This is a genomic window from Ruegeria sp. ANG-S4, from assembly GCF_000814005.1.
Taxonomy (GTDB): Bacteria; Pseudomonadota; Alphaproteobacteria; order Rhodobacterales; family Rhodobacteraceae; genus Ruegeria.
Map to the genome: position 1 here is coordinate 291,708 of NZ_JWLK01000005.1, position 20,236 is coordinate 311,943.

The following is a 20,236-nucleotide window of genomic DNA, read 5'->3' on the forward strand; positions in this document are numbered from 1 at the left end:
GGGAGTTTAAAATGAGCACTGTTATCAAGAACGGAACCGTTTTGACCGCCGATTTGACCTATAAGGCGGACGTAAAGGTCGAAGGTGGCGTCATTACGGAAATCGGGCAGAACCTGAAAGGGGACAAAGAGCTTGATGCCACCGGGTGTTATGTCATGCCGGGCGGGATCGATCCGCATACGCATCTTGAGATGCCGTTCATGGGGACCTATTCCAGCGATGATTTCGAAAGCGGAACGCGGGCCGCATTGGCCGGGGGCACGACCATGGTGGTGGATTTTGCGCTGCCCAATCCCGGTGAAAGCCTGCTGGATGCATTGAAGCGGTGGGACAACAAGTCGACGCGTGCCAATTGCGATTATTCCTTCCACATGGCGGTGACCTGGTGGGGGGAACAGGTGTTCAATGACATGAAGACCGTTGTGGAAGAGCGTGGAATCAATACGTTCAAGCACTTCCTTGCCTACAAAGGCGCGCTCATGGTGAATGATGACGAATTGTTCGCATCGTTTACACGGCTTGCCGAGCTTGGCGGCGTCGCGATGGTGCATGCCGAGAACGGCGATGTTGTAGCCGAACTCAGCGCCAAGCTTTTGGCCGAGGGCAATACCGGCCCCGAGGCGCATGCCTATTCCCGTCCGCCGCAAGTTGAGGGCGAGGCGACCAATCGGGCGATCATGATTGCCGATATGGCCGGCGTGCCGCTCTATGTGGTGCATACGTCTTGCGAGGAGGCGCATGAGGCCATTCGGCGGGCCAAAATGCAGGGCAAGCGCGTTTGGGGAGAGCCTTTGATCCAGCATCTGACACTGGATGAAAGCGAATACTTCCATCACGATTGGGATCACGCAGCGCGGCGCGTGATGAGCCCGCCGTTCCGGAACAAACAGCATCAGGACAGTCTTTGGGCGGGCCTCCACTCGGGCACCTTGAGCGTTGTGGCCACCGATCATTGCGCTTTTACGACCGAGCAGAAGCGGTATGGTGTTGGTGATTTCACCAAGATCCCAAATGGCACGGGCGGGCTTGAAGATCGCTTGCCGATGCTTTGGACTCATGGCGTGAATACAGGGCGTCTGACCCCACAGGAGTTTGTGGCGGTGACATCGACAAATATCGCCAAGATATTGAATTGCTATCCGAAAAAGGGCGCGATACTTGTCGGGGCGGACGCGGATATCGTGGTTTGGGACCCTGAGAAATCAAAGACGATCACCGCCGATACGCAGCAGTCGTCCATCGACTATAACGTGTTTGAGGGAAAAGAGGTCAAAGGCTTGCCGCGCTTCACACTGACCCGTGGTCAGGTCGCTGTTCACGATGGTGAAATTCAAACGCAGGAGGGGCATGGCACCTTCGTGGCGCGCGAGGCGAACAGCCATGTGAACAAAGCCCTGAGCACGTGGAAAGAGCTGACTGCACCACAGCCGATCGAACGATCGGGTATTCCAGCGACAGGCGTATGACGTCTTTTGACCACGGCGTCAGTGGTCAAAAACACTATTTTTCAAGGCGATGGAATGAATACTGAAAGCACGACCCGGCCGGTTATCGAAGCACAACAGCTGGACCTTACTTTCCAAACCAATGACGGGCCGATCCACGCTCTGAAAGATGTGAACCTGACCATCGACCGGGGCGACTTTGTCAGTTTCATTGGCCCATCCGGCTGCGGTAAGACTACGTTTTTGCGCTGCATTGCCGCTTTGGAAAAGCCGACCGGGGGAACATTGACCGTCAACGGCATGACCCCAGATGAAGCCCGACGCAAGCGCGCATACGGTTATGTCTTTCAGGCCGCGGGCCTGTATCCGTGGCGCACCATTGCCAAGAACATCAAACTGCCGCTCGAGATCATGGGATATTCTGCATCCGAGCAGGAGGAAAGGGTGAGCAAAGTTCTGGAACTCGTTGATCTGAAAGGGTTTGGCGGCAAGTTTCCGTGGCAGTTGTCGGGCGGTATGCAGCAGCGGGCCAGCATCGCGCGGGCCCTTGCATTCGATGCAGATATTCTGCTGATGGATGAACCCTTTGGTGCGCTAGATGAAATCGTTCGGGATCACCTGAACGAACAGCTTTTGGCGCTTTGGGACAGAACCGGAAAGACGATCGGGTTTGTCACGCACTCGATCCCTGAGGCGGTGTATCTGAGCACCAAGATCGTGGTCATGAGCCCGCGTCCGGGGCGGATAACGGATGTGATTGACAGCCCTTTGCCGCGCGAACGTCCGCTCGACATTCGGGACAGCGCGGAATTTATTGACGTCGCTCATCGTGTCCGCGAAGGGCTGCGCGCCGGGCATGGGGATGATGTTTGATGTCGACCGATGCGATCAGAAAAGCCACGTTTGAGGATGTTCCGGCATGTGCGCATGTCATCGCGACGTGGGTCACACGCACCGATTGGATGCCAGCAGAATTGTCCGAGGCAGAACTGGCGCAATTGATCGGCGATGCCTTTCCGGCACGCGAAATCTGGGTCGCCGGAGACCCGGTCGATTGCTATATGTCCATAGACCCCAAGGCACAGAAGGTGGGCGCCTTGTATTGTCTGCGGACCGGTCAGGGGATGGGAAAACGGTTGCTGGATCAAGCCAAATCCGGGCGCGATTTCCTTTGGTTGACGACCCATGAGCCGAACAGACTTGCCCAGAAATTCTATCGGCGTGAGGGATTCGTGGCGACGGGCACTGAACCCCCCGTTCCGCCCGAAACCTTACCGGTCATTCGGATGGAGTGGCGCGCATGAAGCAGGTTCTCGCCGTTTTGACCGTCGTCGCCGTCATCGTATTGTTTTGGTACGGCAGCTGCATCCCGATGAACATAAAGGGTGCCTTGACGGAATTGGAACGGGATGGGGCCGAGGTTCAGCCGCCCAAGGCAAGCGCTCGCCGCGATTTAGGCGAATTTGGGCTGGTTCTGAACAACGCTTTTGCCATTCCCGCCACGTGGGATCAAAAGAAGCCGCGCCTTCCATCGCCGCATCAAGTGACGATTGAACTGTGGGAGACGACGATCCAGAAAAAAATCACATCCAAACGCTCGTTGATTTATCACGGTTGGGTCACGTTGAGCGCGACGATGCTGGGCTTTGTAATCGGCACCGGGCTGGGTGTACTGCTGGCAGTCGGGATCGTGCACAGCCGAGTCATGGACCTGTCGGTCATGCCTTGGGCGATTGTGAGCCAGACCATTCCGATCATTGCGCTGGCCCCGATGATCATTGTCGTGCTGTATTCGGTCGGGGTGCAGGGGATCATACCCAAGGCGATCATTTCCGCGTATCTGAGCTTTTTTCCCGTGGTCGTCGGCATGGTCAAAGGACTGCGCAGCCCGGATGCGATGCAATTGGACCTGCTGCGGACCTACAACGCCAGCCGTTCGCAGGGGTTCTGGAAGCTACGCCTTCCCGCGTCGATGCCGTATCTGTTCGCCTCGCTCAAGATCGGAATCGCGGCCTCTTTGGTCGGTGCAATCGTTGGAGAGCTCCCGACCGGAGCGGTTGCGGGACTTGGCGCGCGCCTGTTGGCGGGCAGCTACTACGGCCAAACGGTGCAAATCTGGTCGGCCTTGTTTGCCGCAGCCATTCTGGCGGCCTGTCTGGTCGGATTGCTGGGCCTGATCGAAAAATCAGTGCTGCGGCGGATGGGGATGGCGCAATGATACTGGTGATTGCAGCCATTGTTGTTTGGGTCTTTGGCTGGTGGCTGAACAGCCGACTTGCAAGTGGGCCTCAAGCTGACAGCCAATTGGTTCGGTTCCTGGCGCCATTGATTTTTGGGCTGACGATCATAGCCGCATGGGAGCTTGTCGTGCGCGGCCTGGACGTGCCTCTGGTCATCCTTCCCGCACCATCCGCGATTGCCTTGCGCTTTGGAGACAGCCTGCCGATCCTATGGGCGGACTTCGTGCAAACGATCCTCAAAGGTGCGCTCAGCGGCTACGTCATAGGGTGCGGGGCGGCGTTCCTGATGGCCATTGCCGTCGATCGTTGGGATTTTCTGCGCCTCGGCCTGCTGCCGGTGGGCAATTTCGTTGCGGCCCTGCCAATCGTGGGCACCGCACCGATTTTGGTCATGTGGTTCGGGTTCGACTGGCACTCAAAATCCGCTGTTGTGGTCGTGATGGTGTTCTTTCCGATGCTGGTCAATACCGTGGCGGGCTTGCGAGAGGCGACTGCGATGCAACGCGACCTGATGGAGACTTATGCGGCGACCTATTGGCAGAGTTTTTTGAAACTGCGCCTGCCTGCAGCGATGCCCTTCATCTTTAACGGGCTCAAGATTTCAACGACTCTGGCCCTGATCGGCGCTATTGTCGCAGAATTCTTCGGCTCGCCCATCGTCGGGATGGGGTTCCGGATTTCGACAAGCGTGGGGCAATTGTCACTGGATATGGTCTGGGCCGAGATCGTGGTCGCCGCTTTGGCGGGTACAGCGTTCTATGGTCTGGTGGCAGGGATCGAAAAGGCGGTGACATTCTGGCACCCGTCGCAGCGCGAACAATAAAAAAATCTACAGACCCCATAAAACGGGGCAATCATAAGCAACTAGGAGAAGTGAAGATGAATAAGCTACTAAGCGGGGCGGTCGCCGCCTTTGGTCTGGCAGCCAGTACGGCGTTTGCGGCGGATGAGGTGACATTGCAACTGAAGTGGGTCGGGCAGGCGCAGTTTGCCGGGTACTTCGTGGCCGAGGCAAAAGGCTTCTATGACGAAGAGGGGCTGGACGTAACGATCAAGCCCGGCGGTCCGGATATCGCACCGGAACAGGTTATCGCCGGGGGTGGCGCCGACGTGATCACCACATGGATGGCGGCCGGTCTGGCCGCGCGGGAACGGGGTGTGCCGCTGGTCAACATCGCGCAACCCTTCAAAACCGGCGGTCTGCAGGTCAACTGCCTGAAATCGACTGGTGTAGAGTCGCCCGAGGATTTCCCAGGCCGCACGATGGGCGTCTGGTTCTTCGGCAATGAATATCCGTTCTACGCCTGGATGGCGTCGCTGGGGGTTGAAACGGATGGGGCCGACGAAAACGGTGTTACCGTTCTGAAACAGGCGTTTTCAGCCGATCCGCTGATTCAGGGGCAGGCCGATTGTATTTCGACAATGACATACAACGAATACCGCCAAATCCTGCAGGCCGGTATCACGCCCGAGGAGCTTGTGACCTTCAACTACCTGCAGATGGGCTTTGGCATGCTCGAAGACGGTTTGTACGTCATGGAAGAAAACCTGAGTGATCCTGAATTCGTCGACAAGATGGAACGGTTCGTCCGCGCTTCGATGAAAGGTTGGGAGTATGCGGCGGCAAATCAGGAAGAGGCTGCTGAAATCGTGCTGGAGTTCGATGAGACCGGTGCGCAGGAACTGGACCATCAGGTTTACATGATGGGCGAAGTCGCCAAGCTGATCGAAGGATCAACCGGCGCGCTGGACCCTGCTGATTACGAACAGACCGTCAAAACGCTTCTGTCTGCCGTGTCCGCTGAAAATCCGGCTATCACCAAAGAGCCTGAGGGTGCGTGGACGCACCAGATCACGGATGCCGCCCTGAACTGACGGCTTCCGGTTGGCAATTTTGAACGCGGCCTCAACCGAGGCCGCGTTTCTCGTTCGCATTGTCGTGTTTGTTACGGCACTTGACGGATAACGGCCTAGGTATTCTCATGTAAATCGCCGCATTTCCTGCGGTTTCTGTGATAGATGGGAATTAATGCAAGGATTTGCATCAGAATTCGCAACTGCCACCACTCTGATCCTGACAGGGGATCCAGAGCTTTGGTCGATTGTGCTATTGTCCATGCGGGTTTCGGTTTTTGCGGTTTTGATTTCTGCGGTCATTGGCATGCCAATTGGTGCGGCTTTGGCCGTCGCACGCTTTCCCGGGCGTCGCGCCACGATTGTTCTGATGAACGCCCTGATGGGTCTTCCACCGGTTGTCGTTGGCCTTCTTGTTTACCTTATGTTGTCGCGGTCCGGTCCTTTGGGCGTGTTGGAATTGCTTTACACGCCAACCGCGATGATCATCGCGCAGGTTGTTCTGGTCACACCCATAATCGCCGCGTTGACCCGCCAGGTGGTCGAATTGCTGGCCGAGGAATACGCCGAACAGCTGCGGTCGTTGGGCGTGTCACGGCTGGCATCGGTTCCGGTGCTGCTTTGGGATGCGCGACTGGCGCTCGTCACCGCGTTGCTGGCCGGATTTGGGCGCGCAATTGCCGAGGTTGGTGCGGTGATCATCGTCGGCGGCAACATCAACCATGTCACGCGGGTCATGACGACGACCATCGCCTTGGAAACCTCGCGGGGGAATCTGGCGTTGGCTCTGGCGCTTGGCGCTATCCTTATCGGGATTGCGGTTGCGGTTAACGCCTTGGTCAGCGCGCTGAGTTTGCGGGCAGAACAGGAAGGGTTGCGCCATGCGTGACTTTCCAACAGAGAATGGTGGCGCGTTGCAGGTCGAAAACATCCAAATCGCCCGAAACGGCACAGCCCTGCTGGATGTGCCGTCCCTGCGGCTTGATGGACCCGGGCCGACACTGCTGCTCGGTCCAAACGGCGCAGGAAAAAGCCTGCTGTTACGTTGCCTTCACGGGTTGATTACCCCGGATCGCGGTCGCGTTCTACAGGGCGGAGAGTTGCTGAACCAGGCTCATCGGGCCCGGCAGGCGATGGTGTTTCAACGCCCCGTCTTATTGCGCCGTTCGGTTGCCGCGAATCTTGATTTTGTTCTAAAGCGCAAGGGCTTTCCCCGCGCCACTCGCAAACATCAGATTGCCGAGTTGCTGGCGGAAGGCGGTCTGTCCGACAAGGCGCGGCAATCTGCCCGGTCGCTGTCTGGCGGCGAGGCGCAGCGTCTTTCCATATTGCGCGCATTGGCGTTGTCTCCGGACACGTTGTTTCTGGATGAGCCGACCAGCGCGCTTGACCCCACCGCGACCCAGACGATCGAGAAAATGATCCTGCGCGCCTCGTCCCGCGGGGTGCGCATCTTGATGGTGACGCATGACATCGGGCAGGCCCGCAGGCTTGCAGCGGATGTCGTAATGATGCAGGGGGGGCATGTGGTTGAACACGGTGCCGCCCGGCGGGTATTGAACGCCCCGGAAAGCGCAGCCGCGCGCCGGTATCTGGCCGGCGGGTTGGTTACCTAGTTCAGAATTGACGGAGAAATTCTATGATCCGAAACCTGATCCGGGCCGCCTCTGTCTCGCTTGGCCTTCTGGCACTTCCGGCCAACGCAGAAGAACCATTCATTGTTGTTCAATCCACAACGTCGACCCAAAACTCTGGCCTGTTCGAGCATATCTTGCCGTGGTTTGAGGCGGAAACGGGGATCGACGTGCGCGTCGTTGCCGTTGGCACCGGGCAAGCGATCAAGAACGCCGTCAACGGTGACGGAGATGTGTTGCTGGTACACTCAAAAGCCGACGAAGATCGGTTTGTCGCCGAAGGTTGGGGCGTCGAACGCTTTGACGTTATGTACAACGATTTCGTTCTGGTCGGGCCTCGAACAGACCCGGCCGGAGTGAAAGGTGGAGACGATATCACCGGCGCGCTGACCGCAATATTCGATGCTGAGGCACCCTTTGCTTCTCGCGGGGATGACAGCGGCACGCATAAGGCCGAGATTCGATTTTGGGCCGATGCGGGCATCGACCCCACCGACGCCTCGGGCACTTGGTACAGAGAGACAGGATCAGGCATGGGGGCGACGTTAAATGTCGCAGGCGGCATGGGCGCTTACGCGCTGACCGACCGTGCCACGTGGTTGACGTTTGGAAATCGCGGCGATCTTGAAATTCTCGTTGAAGGCGACCCGCGCCTGTTCAACCAATATGGCGTGATACTTGTAAATTCCGAAAGACATCCGGGTGTTCGGGCGGCCGCCGGGCAACGTTTCATAGACTGGCTGATCGGGCCGGATGGGCAATCTGCGATTGAGACCTACACGCTGGATGGTGAGCAACTTTTTTTTCCGAACGCTGAGTAAGCCGGCGTGTCAGCCACTGGCACCGTTATGGTGAATCTGACCCAAACCGGACACGTCATACCCGCCCAACTCTTCGGCGCGTTGTAAGAAACGCGGCGCATGCAGAAAGTCGATCAAGGTCAGCATCGGCGTTTCAAAAAAGGCGCGACGCCAGATTGCCAGATCCAGCCTTTCGGTATGCGTCGGCTGAAAACCCAACCCATAAAACTTGGCCAAAGCACCGATGCCAAAACCAACCTCGGCTTTGCCGTCACGCAAGGCGAGGGCCAGCTCTTCCTCGGTGCGGGCGCAGACCGGCAGCGTATCCAGATCGTCCCGCGACAAATCGTTGAGCGCCAATTGCGCGTCGAACAGACGTTGACTTGCGGCGCTGTCCTGACGCAAAACAACCCGGCGGCCTTTTAGGTCCGCAAACTGCTGGATGCCTTCGGTTTCGGGTGCCAACAACAGCCCTCGCTGGCGTTGCGCGATTTCGTACAGGATGACGGGCGCTTCTCCCAACGCGCCCTTGACCGAGGTTACGTTGAACCCGTCTGCCTCATGGATATGCAAAACCGTCGCCTGCGCAGTTCGATCACTCAGGCGGTTCAAACCGTCAAACGAGCCGTCATAATAAGTTGCCAGACCCGAGCCGCTTTCGCGCAGCGCCCAATCGAGCAACGGGTCATGACTGCCTGCAACGATTGGGGGCAGCGGCGGTTCGGCAACTTGCGGCCCAGACCGCGACGCGTTCAGCCATGCAACGACCTCGACCTTGGGGAACAACAGTTTGCCCATTGCGCGAACGCACGGGACCTCGCCCGAAGACGCAAGGTCATAGGCTTTTCGCTCGCCGATTCTAAGCAGGTCAGCAAGCTCGCGGGTGGTCAGATATTCGGGCATTCAATCGAGGCGCACAGCCGGGCCTGACCCCGCGTCTGCGGCGCTGAATCCGATCCGGTCCAGTGCAAATGGGGCAGCGACGGTGATCACAACCATCGCAGCGACGGCGGCTAGAAAGGCTTTCATAGTCTCCTCCGGCTCAGTCCTCAGGCGCGGTGGCGCGGCGCATGAACGCGATCAGATCGATGCGGTCCTGTGCGCCGGTGATCCGCTGCATTGGCATCTTTGAACCCGGAATGTAGTGATCCGGGCCCTCGTCGAAAAGAGCATTTATCGTCTCTTCATTCCAAATGATATCAGAGTCTTGCAACGTATCCGAGTACAAATAGTCTGGCAGGCTGCCCGCTTTGCGGCCAAATATCTTATGCAGCGTCGGGCCTGCGCGCCTTTGGCTGTCGGGACTCAGGCTGTGGCAGATTGAACATTTGCGGGTGAATTGACGCTCTCCATTGTCCATTTGATCGGGGTTCTTCAAAAAGCTGGGTTCGGACGCTGCCATTTGCTCGTGCTCCGACAAGGCAGCAACCGGCCAACTGTACATTGCCTCATCAATGCCCCCGGCGTGGATGTTTTGCCCGTCCGCTGAAAAGGACAGCGCCCAGACCGGCCCACGCAGCGTGGCGCGGAAGTCTTGCGCGATACGCCAATCACCCGTGTCGATGACCATGATGTATCCCTCACCATCACCGACCGCCAACAACCTGCGATCAGGGCTGAGGGCGAGGGCCAGGATCGGTCGGCGGTCCAGCGTAAAGTCACGCTCTTCGCCGCTGCTCAGATCAAGGATGCGCGTGACACCGTCCACAGCCCCGTAGGCAATCCAGTTGTCCTGTGCGTTCAGCACCAATTCGTTGATGCCAAAGCCATGCTCGACCAGCCGGTCAATTTCTTGCCTGCTGGCGACATCCCATAAGCGCAGCGTACCGTCGACCCCGGCAGAGTAAAGCTGCGACCCGTCCGGAGTAAACGCAACCGCATTCACGCCGCTGCCCGTTGGACCAAGCATTGACGGCGATGAACCGTCGACGGGCCAAATTCCGATGGTGCCGTCCCAACTGGCCGTTGCAACATGCGTTTTTGAGGCGGCAACGCCCACGATCTTACCCTTGTGCCGCCCGACGATCTGTCCTCCGGGCCATTGACGCAGAGTGAAGTCGTCACCAGCCGAATAGATCGCCGTTCCATTGAAGACGACCGAGTTCACTGCGGCCTCGTGCCCTTCCAGCCATTCGGGGGACTGGTCCGTCCAGATACCGACCGAATTGTCAAAGCTTGCTGTTGCGATACGTCCGTCCGGCGCGGCGGCGATGCCCATGATCGGACCGCCATGACCTTTGAGCGTAAAGAACTCGGCCATCGCGGGCAGCGGCACCAGGGCCAGCGCCAGAACCAGATTTCGCATTTATTCCGCGGGTGAGGCCGCCTGTTTTCCGGCCTCTTTGTCCTGCACTTCCTCCAGCCACAGCGAATGGTGTTCGCGGGCCCATTGCTCTTCTACTTCGCCGGAACCCATGGCATCAAACGCACCCTCCATGCCCACCGATCCGAGATAGATATGGGCCAGAATGATGGCGATAAACACATAGGCGACCATGACGTGCCAGACCTGTGCGTACTGCATTTCTTCGTGCGGTGACATTTGTTCCGGCAGGCTCAGCCCCAGCATCTGGGGGATTCCGGTCGAATTTGCGACCGAGAATGTCTTGGCAAACATCGGCATTTCAAACGGGAACAAAAGGGACAGGCCGGAAAGGCTGATGGAAATACCCAGCAGCACACAGAGCCAGAAGATGATCTTTTGCCCTGCGTTGAATTTCCGCGCAGGCGGGTGACTGCCCTTGGTAAACAGACCGCCGCCTGCGGCCAGCCACTTCAGATCGGTGCGGTTGGGGATGTTGTGCACGATCCAATTGACCGTGATGATCAACAGTCCCAGCATAAACGCCCAGGCAAGGTTGTTGTGCAGCCATTTACAACCTTGGGCTATGACCGCGAAACCTTCCTTGCCGAACAGCGGTATCAGAAAGTCGCGCCCATAAAGCGTGATCAGCCCGGTGATCGCCAGAATGACGAAAGACCCGGCGAACATCCAATGCCCAAACCGTTCGAAGCTGGAAAACCGGGTCACTGTGCGCCCGGTTTTTGTGCCGTCGATTTTGATCCGTCCGCGGATCAGGAAAAACAGCACAAGAATGGCCAGCATTCCGCCCAATATATAGGTGCCGTATTCGCGCAAGGGGCCGGTTCGAAAGTTCAGCCACCACATGCCGCCGTCCTGAATCAGAACGCCGTCTGCGGGGCCTCTGGACGAGACGCTCACATCCGCCGATCCGAACCGAAGGGCGCGGTACACGTCGCTGTCCGAGGCAACTCCGCTTGGGCCAAACTGACCCAACAGGCCTTCGACATTGCCTTGGCCGGTGTTTTCTGACCGAAAGTTGTTGTCCACTGCCTCGCCGCGCTGTCGTGCCAGAATGTCTTCAAGTGTCGATGCACCTCCGGTCGCGGTACGGTCGCTTTCTGCGGCGGGGGTCTCGGTCTCGGCAGTTTGTGCGACACCGATCTGGGCAAACCCAAGTGTTAAGACAAATGCAAGGAGTAAGCGGAACATCTGGACCTCGGTCTAAATTCCTGAAAGGACGACCCGCGCTTGCGGGTCGTCTTGTGCTTGATGAAAGACGCGGTCTTAGCCGTCTTTCTGGTCGTAGGCTGTGCCCCAACCCCACGCGCCCGAACCAAACCCGCGCGCAACGACACGCTCACGGTAGATGGCTGAGACCACATCGCCGTCGCCGGCAAGCAGGGCCTTGGTGGAACACATCTCGGCGCAGATGGGCAGTTTGCCCTCGGCGATCCGATTGCGACCATATTTGGCGAACTCTGCGGTCGAGTGCGTTTCCTCGGGGCCGCCGGCGCAGAAGGTACATTTGTCCATCTTGCCGCGCGATCCGAAGTTGCCCGCCTGCGGGTATTGCGGCGCGCCGAACGGGCACGCGTAGAAGCAATAGCCACAGCCAATGCACAGGTCCTTGGAATGCAGGACGACCCCTTCTTCGTTCTGATAGAAGCAGTCGACCGGGCACACCGCCATGCAGGGCGCATCCGAACAATGCATGCAGGCCACCGAGATTGAGCGTTCGCCCGGGTCGCCGTCATTGATCGTCACCACCCTGCGGCGGTTGACGCCCCACGGCACTTCGTGCTCGTTCTTGCACGCGGTGACGCAGGCATTGCACTCGATGCAGCGTTCGGCGTCGCAGAGAAATTTTGCTCTTGCTGCCATTTTCTCTTCTCCTCCTTACGCTGCCCAGATCTTGCAGAGAGTCGCTTTGGTCTCCTGCATCTGGGTTACTGAATCATAGCCATAGGTCTGGGCGGTGTTGGTGCTTTCGCCCAGCACGTAGGGATCGGCACCTGCAGGATATTTCGCCCGAAGGTCCTCGCCCTGGAAATGGCCACCAAAGTGGAACGGCATGAAGGCCACGCCGGCACCGACCCTGTTGGTCAGCATCGCCATCACCTTGACCTTGCCACCCTCGGGACCTTCGACCCAGACCTGCGATCCGTCCCGAATACCAAGGTTGTTGGCATCGCGCGGATTGATCTCGACGAACATGTCCTGCTGCAGCTCGGCCAGCCACGGATTCGACCGGGTTTCATCCCCGCCACCTTCATATTCGACCAAACGACCTGACGTGAGGATTATCGGATAATCCTTTGAAAAATCGTTTTTTTGGATCGAAGCATAAAGGGTAGGCAGGCGATAGGCGTGCCGGTCCTCGTAGGTCGGATAGTCCGCCACCAGATCGCGCCGGTTCGTATAAAGCGGCTCGCGATGCAGTGGGATCGGGTCCGGGAAGGTCCAGACGACTGCGCGGGCTTTGGCGTTCCCGAAGGGTGCGCAGCCATGCTCGATCGCGACCCGCTGGATACCGCCGGACAGGTCGGTTTTCCAGTTGGTCTCTGGTCCCGCAACGGCGTCGATGGCCGCGCGTTCCTCAGCCGTCAGATCACCGTCCCATCCAAGGTCCATGAGCATCTGCATCGTGAATTCAGGGTATCCATCCTGAATTTCCGATCCAACGCTATAGACCCCTTCGGCCAGCAGGTTGTCGCCATCACGTTCCACGCCAAAGCGCGCGCGGAAGGTCAGGCCACCTTCGGCCACCGGTTTGGACATGTCATAGAGGTTCGGTGTCCCTGTATGACCCATTTCCGGTGTTCCCCAGCAGGGCCAGGGCAGGCCGTAATACTCGCCGTCGTTGGGTCCGCCAATGGCTTGCAAAGTGGTTCTGTCGAACGTGTGCTGGTTGGCCATGTGGCTTTTCAGTCGTTCCGGCGACTGACCCGTGTAGCCGATGGTCCATAGGCCCGAGTTGAACTCACGCGTGATGCTTTCAACATTCGGAGTTTCCGGGTCTTCCATCTCGATATTGCGGAAGAATCGATCCGCCCAGCCGAACTTGTTGGCGAACTTGGCCATGATGACCTCGTCCGGCAGGCTTTCGAACAGCGGATCCACCACCTTGTCGCGCCATTGTAGCGACCGGTTCGATGCCGTGACCGAGCCACGGGTTTCGAACTGGGTACAGGCGGGCAACAGATAGACGCCGTCGGTGCGGTCATGCAGAACGGCCGAGACAGTTGGGTACGGGTCGATCACGACCAGCATGTCCAACTTCTCCATCGCCGTCTTCATCTCCGGCATCCGCGTTTGCGAGTTTGGCGCGTGACCCCACAGAACCATGGCGCGGACGTTGTTGTCCTGATCCATGTTGGCCGGGTCTTCCAGTACACCGTCGATCCAGCGGGAAACAGGGATGCCGCGCTCATTCTGCAGCGGTTTGTCCTTGCCTTCCTTATCCTTGATCGTGGCGAACTGACCCGCCAGCCATTCGGGCTCTTCGCCCCAGACGCGCGCCCAGTGACCCCAAGCCCCTTTCGACAGGCCGTAATAGCCGGGCAGGGTGTGAGACAGAACACCAAGGTCGGTTGCGCCCTGCACATTGTCATGGCCGCGGAAGATGTTGGTGCCGCCACCCGATGTGCCCATGTTGCCCAGAGCAAGCTGAAGCACGCAGTAAGCGCGGGTGTTGTTGTTGCCGTTGGTGTGCTGCGTTCCACCCATGCACCAGATCACGGTGCCGGGCCGGTTGTTGACCAGGGTACGCGCAACGCGCTTGAGCTGCGAGCCGGGCACACCCGTCACACGCTCGGTTTCTTCCGGGTTCCAGTTCGCGACTTCGGTCCGGATCTGGTCCATGCCCCAGACGCGGGTGCGGATGAACTCCTTGTCTTCCCAACCGTTGTCGAAGATATGCCACAACATGCCCCAGATCAGGGCAACGTCAGTGCCCGGACGGAAGCGGACATACTCATCCGCGTGCGCCGCCGTGCGGGTAAAGCGCGGGTCGCAGACGATCAACGGGGCGTTGTTCTGCTCTTTCGCGCGCAGAACATGCAGCAGCGAGACGGGGTGCGCCTCGGCCGGGTTGCCGCCGATGATGAAGATGGCCCGAGAGTTGTGGATGTCGTTATACGAATTGGTCATGGCGCCGTAGCCCCATGTATTCGCAACACCCGCAACGGTGGTCGAGTGACAGATACGGGCCTGATGGTCCACGTTGTTCGTGCCCCAATACGCGGCGAACTTGCGGAACAGATAGGCCTGTTCGTTGTTGTGCTTCGCGGAACCCAGCCAATAGACGCTGTCCGGCCCGGATTCCTCGCGGATGCTCATCATACCGTCGCCGATCTCGTTGATCGCCTCTTCCCAGCTGATGCGCTTCCACTCGCCGCCTTCCTTTTTCATCGGATACTTGAGGCGGCGTTCGCCATGGGCATGCTCGCGAACCGCGGCACCCTTGGCGCAATGTGCACCCAGGTTGAACGGGCTGTCCCAGCCGGGTTCCTGCCCGATCCAGACACCGTTCTGCACTTCGGCGACGACAGTACAGCCGACCGAGCAGTGGGTGCATATGGATTTGATATTCTCAACGGCCTGATTGGCCGCTGTCTGGGCGCTGGCTGGCGTTACGGTTCCACCCGTCGCGCTGATCGCGGCCAAACCGCCAATCGTCAGGCCCGATCCACGCAGGAACGCGCGGCGATCGACAGTTTTCTCGCCGATCTGGGACAGGATACTTGTCCGCTGGGGGCGTCTCGCAACCCCGTTGGTCTTTTTCCTAAGCATTTCTTTCCTCCCTTGCTGGCCACGAACATCATGGCTGGCTTGGTACTGCTGATGCCGACATCAGGGCCAATCGCAACCGTCAGTCGGGTGGTGACATCGTCCGGTTCGCAAACCGGGCGCAGTCGGGGCGGGCTAGAAGCGCGCGCTGTCCAGATACGCGCGCGTGTGCGCGGTATCCTGCATCCGGGTTTCATCCGTCGGCAGCTCGGCTGCTTCGGCTTTCCCGGTCAGGCTGGCGGCGGCAACAGCAGCGGGGGCTGCGGTTCCGGCCAGTTTCAGGAAGTCGCGGCGGGTTGCGCCTTCTTCCTTGGTCTTGCTCATGGGCTCCTCCTGTCCCAATTGCGGTTTGGTGCCCGTTGGGGCACCGGCGAATGGCGGGCTAGGCCGCCGTCATTCGAAACGCCTCGCGCTCGATCTCCATGAACACCCGACCGGCTGTCCCGACCGAGGCATACAGAACCGAGTTTTCGGCGCCTTCCAAATCTGAATAGAAATGCGCGGCCCAGGGACCGATATGCTTGTTCCAGAAGGCGCGCTGCTCATCCAAACTGGCTGCGGGCCCAAAGCGACCGACGATCATTCCAGCCATCATTTCCATGAGCGAGGCGATGTTGTCTTCGGGTTCAAACACGTTTTGGGCGCGCGTTATCCCACGTGCGGCCATGTCATTGCGCAGCTGCGCCAGCGGCTTTTCGTTCAGGAAGCCAGTGAGATAGAAACTTGCGTAGGGCAACAGCTCGCCGCGCCCAAGGCCAATGAACAACGCATTGAATTCCCGCTCGGCTGCGGCGGGTTTTGTCACCTTGGCGACCCGCGCCATTGCCTGAATAGCTTGCCCCAGATCGGTCTCGTCGCCCGACAGTCCGGTCACCTGATCCAACAGCATCTGATCGGGCGGCGCGGCCAGAAGCAAACCCAGAAAGTTATAGAAATCCGCGCGCAGGCGATCCTCGGCCGAGACATCCAGAGTTTGCGCATCACTTGCGGTCATTCGGTCATCCTTCGAATTCAAACGTCATACGGCGTGGGGCAGGCGGCAAGTCTGCTTCGACCGCCTCTTCCGGATCAGGCACCAAAACGGGTTCGGGGTTTTCTTGGGGCGCGAGCGTTGCCAGTTCGGCCTCAGGTTCGGGGTGGTCGTCTTCGAAGTCCACTTCGTCGCCGTCTTCCGCTTCAGTCGCAAGCGCCTCGACGTGGGCGAGCATTCCTTTTCCGATCTGGTAGGCGGTCTGCATGTTCTCGATCACGCAGGCGGCGTCGGTATAATCCTCACCATAATCGACAAGCCCATCCACATTGGCGAGCACAGGGTTCAGCCGCCATAGACGGCGCAAGGCGCGGCGGCGCAGGCGGTCCGGAACGGCTTTGGCCATAAAGCCGGATACGTCGTCACCCGCTTCTAGTGTATCGGGGTCCGGCAAGTCGAACTCGGCCAGTATCTCGGCGTCGGTCTTTTCTTCCAGCTCGGTTCTCTGCTGGGCGATGATCTGTTCTTCGACGGCTTGGGCATCGGCCTCGGCTTCGGCTTGGACAGCGGCTTTGCGCCGAGACCAGAAATCGCTGACCTGGCTCATTGCAGGACCCTCCGCGGCGCGCGAAACACGTCCGAGTCCTGACGAATGCGCGCATCGCCGCGCCCGTCCTCGACCAGATCAACGCGTTTCTTGTCGCGACGGCGCTTAACGAACACCTCATCCTTGTGGTGCTGCAGGGTAAAGTCGCGCACCCAGGCGATCAGGCCCTCGCTCATCGGGATTTTCTCAACGATCTCCTCGCCCGTGTCGGCGTAGTCCTGACCTTCGAAAGGCGAAGCGGTCACGAGAACGGCGTTCAGCGGATGCTCTCCTTTCAACTCGTCCCGCAAAACCAGATACAAGGACGGTTGCCCGTCGGACAAATTCACCATGTAGGCTTCGGTTTCATCGGCCCAAAGCGTCAGCGGCAGAGTGGCCGCGTGATATTCGACAGCCTCACCTTCGCGCCGCAATTCGACCCAATCCGCAGGACCTGCACCCGGCAATGCAGCGACCGCACGCCAGTTCCATCGCGCCCAACGGGTCACGCCGGGTGTTTTGCGCACAATGATGCCGACGGGCATGTCAACTTGGCTTGCGGCCTTGGCCACTGGCTCCTCCCCGAAAAGGCTCTCCCATGCCTTTCTCTTGGTGTACTATGGTACATAAAGTGGCGCTGTGCCAAGTCCACTTGGCGTGGAAAAATGTCGCTTTCACCACGAATTTATTCGTTAATCTTTTGGCTTGGCGACACAGAGCCCGAAAAGGTGAAAGATAGTGCACAATTTCCGCTCGGTTTCTGTGCATTCGCATTGCCTCCGCCCGCATTCGGTCTAAGGTGCGGAGAAGCAGCAAGCAGTCCGAGGGAGGGGCATGGCCAGCAAGCTAATACTTTGCGATTGCGCGGGGACGCAGTCACTCGACGCCGAACGGATTTCCGGTTCGTGCGATGTGGCCTGTTCGAAAATTCACACTGCTTTATGCACGCAAGAGCTGGACGCCGCCGCCGCCTTGCTGCAGCAGGGCGATCAGATCGTTGTCGCGTGTGGACAAGAGCAAACGGTTTTCTCGGAACTGGCCGAAGAACTTGAGGTCGATCAGCCGGGTTTCGTAGATCTTCGCGACAGGGCGGGCTGGTCCGAGGACGGGCAGGACGCGGCGCCCAAGATGGCTGCGTTGGCGGCCGAAGCGTTGTTGCCCCAACCGATGACGCCGGGCGTCGACGTGATCAGCGAAGGCACTTGCTGCATCGTCGGCCCTGGTTCGGTGGCATTTGACCTTGCCGAACGTCTGTCCGCCACATTGGCCATCACCGTTTTGGTTACCGATGACACAGAGCCGCTCAGCCGTTCCTATGACGTCGTTCGGGGGCGGTTGCGCGGATTGTCCGGGGCGCTGGGCGGGTTCACGCTGCGACTGGATCAGGTTCAACAACTTAAGCCCGGCGGTCGCGGCGCGTTTCGTTGGACGCCACCACGAGATGGCGCAACCTCGCGCTGTGATATCGTCGTCGACCTGACGGGTGGAACGCCATACGTTCCCGCCCCTGAAAAGCGCGAAGGGTATTTGCGTGCCGACCCGCGTGATCCGCTTGCGGTGGCAAACCTGGCATTCGAAGCCGCACAGTTGGTCGGCACATTTGAAAAGCCGCTTTATGTCCGGTTGGATGAAACCCTGTGCGCGCATTCTCGGGCCGAGCAGGTGGGATGCTCAAAGTGCTTGGACATTTGCCCGACTGGGGCGATCACGCCCGCGGGCGATCATGTTGCAATTGATCCGATGGTTTGCGCCGGGTGCGGTGCATGCTCGGCGCTGTGTCCGTCCACCGCCATAACCTATGAGGATCCGCCGGTTTCGGCGGTCTTGTCGCGAATGCATATCCTGGCAAGGACCTATCGGCGCGCCGGTGGCAAAGCACCCCGCCTTTTGGTGCACGATGCGCATGGATTGCAGATGATCCAATTGTCCGCCCGGTTCGGTCGCGGCCTTCCCGCTGATGTCATCCCGCTCGAGCTTAATTCGATCGCGGGCTTTGGTCATGCCGAAATGCTGGCCGGGCTGGCGCATGGTTTTGCCCGCGTGGATGTACTGTTGGCTCCAAAAACAGAAAGGGATGCGTTGGGCCGCGAATTGCGGCTGGCGCAGGCAATAGCCGGGGAAGCCGCCCTTGGTCTTATTGACGAAACCGATCCCGATGTGCTTTCCGATGTCCTTTACGGCCAGACCGTGCCTGTTCCTTTGACCGACCCGGTGCTGCCTTTGGGAAACCGCCGCCAAATCGCGCGCCTCGCGGCGCAGGCCTTGAACCCGGGTGCGGTTGCGCCTTTGCCGCTGCCCGAACACGCGCCTTACGGTGCGGTTGCGGTGAATACTGACACATGCACGTTGTGTCTAAGCTGCGTTTCGCTGTGCCCGTCCGGTGCATTGATCGACAACCCGGACAAACCGCAGTTGAATTTCCAGCAGGATGCCTGTCTGCAATGTGGGCTGTGCAAAACGATCTGCCCCGAGAATGCAATTGCCCTGATCCCTCAGTTCGACTTGTCGGACGCTGCCTTGTCACAGAAGGTGCTGAACGAAGAGGAGCCCTTTGAATGCGTCGAATGCGGCGCGGCCTTTGGTGTGAAATCAACGGTCGAACGGATCATGGAAAAGCTGTCGGGCACGCATCCCATGTTCGCGACCTCGGATCAGGCGCGCATGATCCAGATGTGCGACGATTGTCGGGTAAAGGCGCAGTTTCAGAGCCAGGATAATCCCTTTCAGTCCGCGCCCAAGCCGCGCGTTGTCACGACGGACGACTATTTCACGAAACGAAAGGATCATTGAAGTTGCAGCGGCGCGCCAAGATCTGCCGCACGCATCCCCGAAACGAACGCAAGGATGGCTTCGAGGTCCTCCAGTGTCATCTCGACCGGGTGGATCGGCGACGGGCGATCGACGGCAAAGGGCGGGGTCACGTCTTTGACCTGCGTGAAAGCAGGGTGTGGGTTGAGGGCAAAGAAAGCTTCAAACCGTTCGGACCAGTCCGGCAAGGAACGCAGCACTGCAAACGAGGGCGTGGACCCCAACCCGTTCAATCGGTTCTGGGGGCCGATGACATGGCATCGACCGCACAGCGACATCGACAATTCCTGGCCTCGGACAGCGTCCCCATCCACGACCTGTTCGGTCTGGGTCACGGCAATCTCGATGCTGGCACTGAACGGTTCACCCTGGGACGGCGCAAAACTCTCAACCGTTCGTTTGCCAATGTCCGAAAGCAGCCATTCGCGAAACCGGATTTGATCGGCCTCGTCTTCGACTTGAAGGTGATAGACTGTGCCGCCGCGTTGGAACACCGCATCGCCGGGCGGGGCATCGGACAACACCATCTGGCCATTTTCGTCCGCAATCACGCGAATGCCGGTCTTGAGTGAGAAGCGAGGAAGAATATGTTTCAAAAGACCCGAGTCCGACACTTCGTCCGGGGCCGCAAGGCCCAGCACCTCTTGCGACCAAGAGGGGGTGGCAGAGAGCGTCAGGCTCAGGCACAAAAGGGCAAAGCGCATGGCTAAACCTAGCGGGCGATGTGCAAATGCGTCAAATGAACTGAACGAGACGGAGACACATGCAATGAGAAGCAGCCACATGGTTCGGCAAATCAAAGAGTT

At 59.0% G+C, this 20,236-nt stretch carries 21 protein-coding genes; 10 read left to right on the forward strand and 11 right to left on the reverse strand.

The window, feature by feature from the left end; all coding sequences use genetic code 11:
* Positions 1–11 precede the first annotated feature (11 nt).
* From hydA to RA28_RS14470, 9 genes are all read left to right on the forward strand, one after another.
* Positions 12–1,466, forward strand: a complete 1,455-nt coding sequence (gene hydA / locus RA28_RS14430; RefSeq protein WP_039530218.1) for a dihydropyrimidinase — start codon at positions 12–14, stop codon at positions 1,464–1,466.
* 54 nt (positions 1,467–1,520) lie between these two features.
* Entirely contained in the window at positions 1,521–2,318 is a 798-nt protein-coding gene (locus RA28_RS14435) for an ABC transporter ATP-binding protein (RefSeq protein ID WP_039531627.1), read from the forward strand.
* Complete coding sequence (locus RA28_RS14440; RefSeq protein ID WP_039530220.1) at positions 2,318–2,749, forward strand: GNAT family N-acetyltransferase; 432 nt, start codon at positions 2,318–2,320, stop codon at positions 2,747–2,749. Before RA28_RS14435 ends, RA28_RS14440 begins: the two co-directional genes overlap by 1 nt.
* Positions 2,746–3,663 (forward strand): ABC transporter permease, encoded by a 918-nt coding sequence (locus tag RA28_RS14445; RefSeq protein ID WP_039530223.1) that lies wholly within the window; start codon positions 2,746–2,748, stop codon positions 3,661–3,663. Before RA28_RS14440 ends, RA28_RS14445 begins: the two co-directional genes overlap by 4 nt.
* Positions 3,660–4,508: an ABC transporter permease gene (locus RA28_RS14450; protein WP_039530226.1), complete on the forward strand. Its 849-nt coding sequence runs from the start codon at positions 3,660–3,662 to the stop codon at positions 4,506–4,508. Before RA28_RS14445 ends, RA28_RS14450 begins: the two co-directional genes overlap by 4 nt.
* A gap of 56 nt (positions 4,509–4,564) precedes the next feature.
* A complete protein-coding gene (locus tag RA28_RS14455; RefSeq protein ID WP_039530229.1) occupies positions 4,565–5,560 on the forward strand; it encodes an ABC transporter substrate-binding protein in 996 nt (331 codons plus the stop codon).
* Between the two features lie 154 nt (positions 5,561–5,714).
* Entirely contained in the window at positions 5,715–6,428 is a 714-nt protein-coding gene (locus RA28_RS14460; protein ID WP_039530231.1) for an ABC transporter permease, read from the forward strand.
* A complete protein-coding gene (locus RA28_RS14465) occupies positions 6,421–7,155 on the forward strand; it encodes an ATP-binding cassette domain-containing protein (protein ID WP_039530233.1) in 735 nt (244 codons plus the stop codon). The genes RA28_RS14460 and RA28_RS14465 overlap by 8 nt, the downstream gene beginning before the upstream one ends.
* Positions 7,156–7,178: 23 nt before the next feature.
* Complete coding sequence (locus RA28_RS14470) at positions 7,179–7,994, forward strand: substrate-binding domain-containing protein (protein WP_039530236.1); 816 nt, start codon at positions 7,179–7,181, stop codon at positions 7,992–7,994.
* 9 nt (positions 7,995–8,003) lie between these two features.
* On the opposite strand, the gene RA28_RS14475 is transcribed toward RA28_RS14470, so the two are convergent.
* The 10 genes from RA28_RS14475 to RA28_RS14515 form a co-directional block, all read right to left on the reverse strand.
* Positions 8,004–8,876 carry a helix-turn-helix transcriptional regulator gene (locus RA28_RS14475; protein ID WP_039530239.1) on the reverse strand — a complete coding sequence of 291 codons (873 nt, stop codon included), beginning with the start codon at positions 8,874–8,876 and terminating at the stop codon, positions 8,004–8,006.
* Complete coding sequence (locus RA28_RS23050; protein WP_275041383.1) at positions 8,877–9,002, reverse strand: hypothetical protein; 126 nt, start codon at positions 9,000–9,002, stop codon at positions 8,877–8,879. It lies immediately after the preceding gene.
* Between the two features lie 13 nt (positions 9,003–9,015).
* A complete protein-coding gene (locus RA28_RS14480; protein WP_039530241.1) occupies positions 9,016–10,278 on the reverse strand; it encodes a c-type cytochrome in 1,263 nt (420 codons plus the stop codon).
* Positions 10,279–11,487, reverse strand: coding sequence for a formate dehydrogenase subunit gamma (locus RA28_RS14485; protein WP_039530243.1), 1,209 nt, complete (start codon positions 11,485–11,487; stop codon positions 10,279–10,281).
* A gap of 75 nt (positions 11,488–11,562) precedes the next feature.
* Positions 11,563–12,159: a formate dehydrogenase FDH3 subunit beta gene (gene fdh3B / locus RA28_RS14490; RefSeq protein WP_039530246.1), complete on the reverse strand. Its 597-nt coding sequence runs from the start codon at positions 12,157–12,159 to the stop codon at positions 11,563–11,565.
* Between the two features lie 15 nt (positions 12,160–12,174).
* The gene (locus RA28_RS14495) at positions 12,175–15,069 is read right to left on the reverse strand and encodes a formate dehydrogenase subunit alpha (RefSeq protein WP_039530249.1); all 2,895 of its coding nucleotides are present in this window, start codon (positions 15,067–15,069) and stop codon (positions 12,175–12,177) included.
* A 132-nt stretch (positions 15,070–15,201) separates the two neighbouring features.
* Positions 15,202–15,390, reverse strand: a complete 189-nt coding sequence (locus tag RA28_RS14500; RefSeq protein ID WP_039530250.1) for a ubiquinol-cytochrome c reductase iron-sulfur subunit N-terminal domain-containing protein — start codon at positions 15,388–15,390, stop codon at positions 15,202–15,204.
* Positions 15,391–15,448: 58 nt separating this feature from the next.
* Positions 15,449–16,060 carry a TorD/DmsD family molecular chaperone gene (locus RA28_RS14505; RefSeq protein ID WP_039530253.1) on the reverse strand — a complete coding sequence of 204 codons (612 nt, stop codon included), beginning with the start codon at positions 16,058–16,060 and terminating at the stop codon, positions 15,449–15,451.
* A gap of 4 nt (positions 16,061–16,064) precedes the next feature.
* Positions 16,065–16,643, reverse strand: a complete 579-nt coding sequence (locus tag RA28_RS14510; protein ID WP_039530256.1) for a DUF3306 domain-containing protein — start codon at positions 16,641–16,643, stop codon at positions 16,065–16,067.
* Positions 16,640–17,194, reverse strand: a complete 555-nt coding sequence (locus RA28_RS14515) for a DUF3305 domain-containing protein (RefSeq protein WP_039530258.1) — start codon at positions 17,192–17,194, stop codon at positions 16,640–16,642. Before RA28_RS14515 ends, RA28_RS14510 begins: the two co-directional genes overlap by 4 nt.
* Before the next feature lie 262 nt (positions 17,195–17,456).
* On the opposite strand from RA28_RS14515, the gene RA28_RS14520 reads away from it, so the two are divergent.
* Positions 17,457–19,412 carry a 4Fe-4S binding protein gene (locus RA28_RS14520; protein WP_039530261.1) on the forward strand — a complete coding sequence of 652 codons (1,956 nt, stop codon included), beginning with the start codon at positions 17,457–17,459 and terminating at the stop codon, positions 19,410–19,412.
* Here the strand turns inward: RA28_RS14520 and RA28_RS14525 are convergent.
* Positions 19,406–20,134: a hypothetical protein gene (locus RA28_RS14525; protein WP_039530264.1), complete on the reverse strand. Its 729-nt coding sequence runs from the start codon at positions 20,132–20,134 to the stop codon at positions 19,406–19,408. The genes RA28_RS14520 and RA28_RS14525 overlap by 7 nt on opposite strands.
* Positions 20,135–20,236: the final 102 nt, after the last annotated feature.

Bases quoted from the DNA above. Each gene is read 5' to 3' on its own strand.
- hydA (WP_039530218.1), top strand. From the start codon at position 12: ATGAGCACTGTTATCAAGAACGGAACCGTTTTGACCGCCGATTTGACC.
- RA28_RS14435 (WP_039531627.1), top strand. From the start codon at position 1,521: ATGAATACTGAAAGCACGACCCGGCCGGTTATCGAAGCACAACAGCTG.
- RA28_RS14440 (WP_039530220.1), top strand. From the start codon at position 2,318: ATGTCGACCGATGCGATCAGAAAAGCCACGTTTGAGGATGTTCCGGCA.
- RA28_RS14445 (WP_039530223.1), top strand. From the start codon at position 2,746: ATGAAGCAGGTTCTCGCCGTTTTGACCGTCGTCGCCGTCATCGTATTG.
- RA28_RS14450 (WP_039530226.1), top strand. From the start codon at position 3,660: ATGATACTGGTGATTGCAGCCATTGTTGTTTGGGTCTTTGGCTGGTGG.
- RA28_RS14455 (WP_039530229.1), top strand. From the start codon at position 4,565: ATGAATAAGCTACTAAGCGGGGCGGTCGCCGCCTTTGGTCTGGCAGCC.
- RA28_RS14460 (WP_039530231.1), top strand. From the start codon at position 5,715: ATGCAAGGATTTGCATCAGAATTCGCAACTGCCACCACTCTGATCCTG.
- RA28_RS14465 (WP_039530233.1), top strand. From the start codon at position 6,421: ATGCGTGACTTTCCAACAGAGAATGGTGGCGCGTTGCAGGTCGAAAAC.
- RA28_RS14470 (WP_039530236.1), top strand. From the start codon at position 7,179: ATGATCCGAAACCTGATCCGGGCCGCCTCTGTCTCGCTTGGCCTTCTG.
- RA28_RS14475 (WP_039530239.1), bottom strand. From the start codon at position 8,876: ATGCCCGAATATCTGACCACCCGCGAGCTTGCTGACCTGCTTAGAATC.
- RA28_RS23050 (WP_275041383.1), bottom strand. From the start codon at position 9,002: ATGAAAGCCTTTCTAGCCGCCGTCGCTGCGATGGTTGTGATCACCGTC.
- RA28_RS14480 (WP_039530241.1), bottom strand. From the start codon at position 10,278: ATGCGAAATCTGGTTCTGGCGCTGGCCCTGGTGCCGCTGCCCGCGATG.
- RA28_RS14485 (WP_039530243.1), bottom strand. From the start codon at position 11,487: ATGTTCCGCTTACTCCTTGCATTTGTCTTAACACTTGGGTTTGCCCAG.
- fdh3B (WP_039530246.1), bottom strand. From the start codon at position 12,159: ATGGCAGCAAGAGCAAAATTTCTCTGCGACGCCGAACGCTGCATCGAG.
- RA28_RS14495 (WP_039530249.1), bottom strand. From the start codon at position 15,069: ATGCTTAGGAAAAAGACCAACGGGGTTGCGAGACGCCCCCAGCGGACA.
- RA28_RS14500 (WP_039530250.1), bottom strand. From the start codon at position 15,390: ATGAGCAAGACCAAGGAAGAAGGCGCAACCCGCCGCGACTTCCTGAAA.
- RA28_RS14505 (WP_039530253.1), bottom strand. From the start codon at position 16,060: ATGACCGCAAGTGATGCGCAAACTCTGGATGTCTCGGCCGAGGATCGC.
- RA28_RS14510 (WP_039530256.1), bottom strand. From the start codon at position 16,643: ATGAGCCAGGTCAGCGATTTCTGGTCTCGGCGCAAAGCCGCTGTCCAA.
- RA28_RS14520 (WP_039530261.1), top strand. From the start codon at position 17,457: ATGGCCAGCAAGCTAATACTTTGCGATTGCGCGGGGACGCAGTCACTC.
- RA28_RS14525 (WP_039530264.1), bottom strand. From the start codon at position 20,134: ATGCGCTTTGCCCTTTTGTGCCTGAGCCTGACGCTCTCTGCCACCCCC.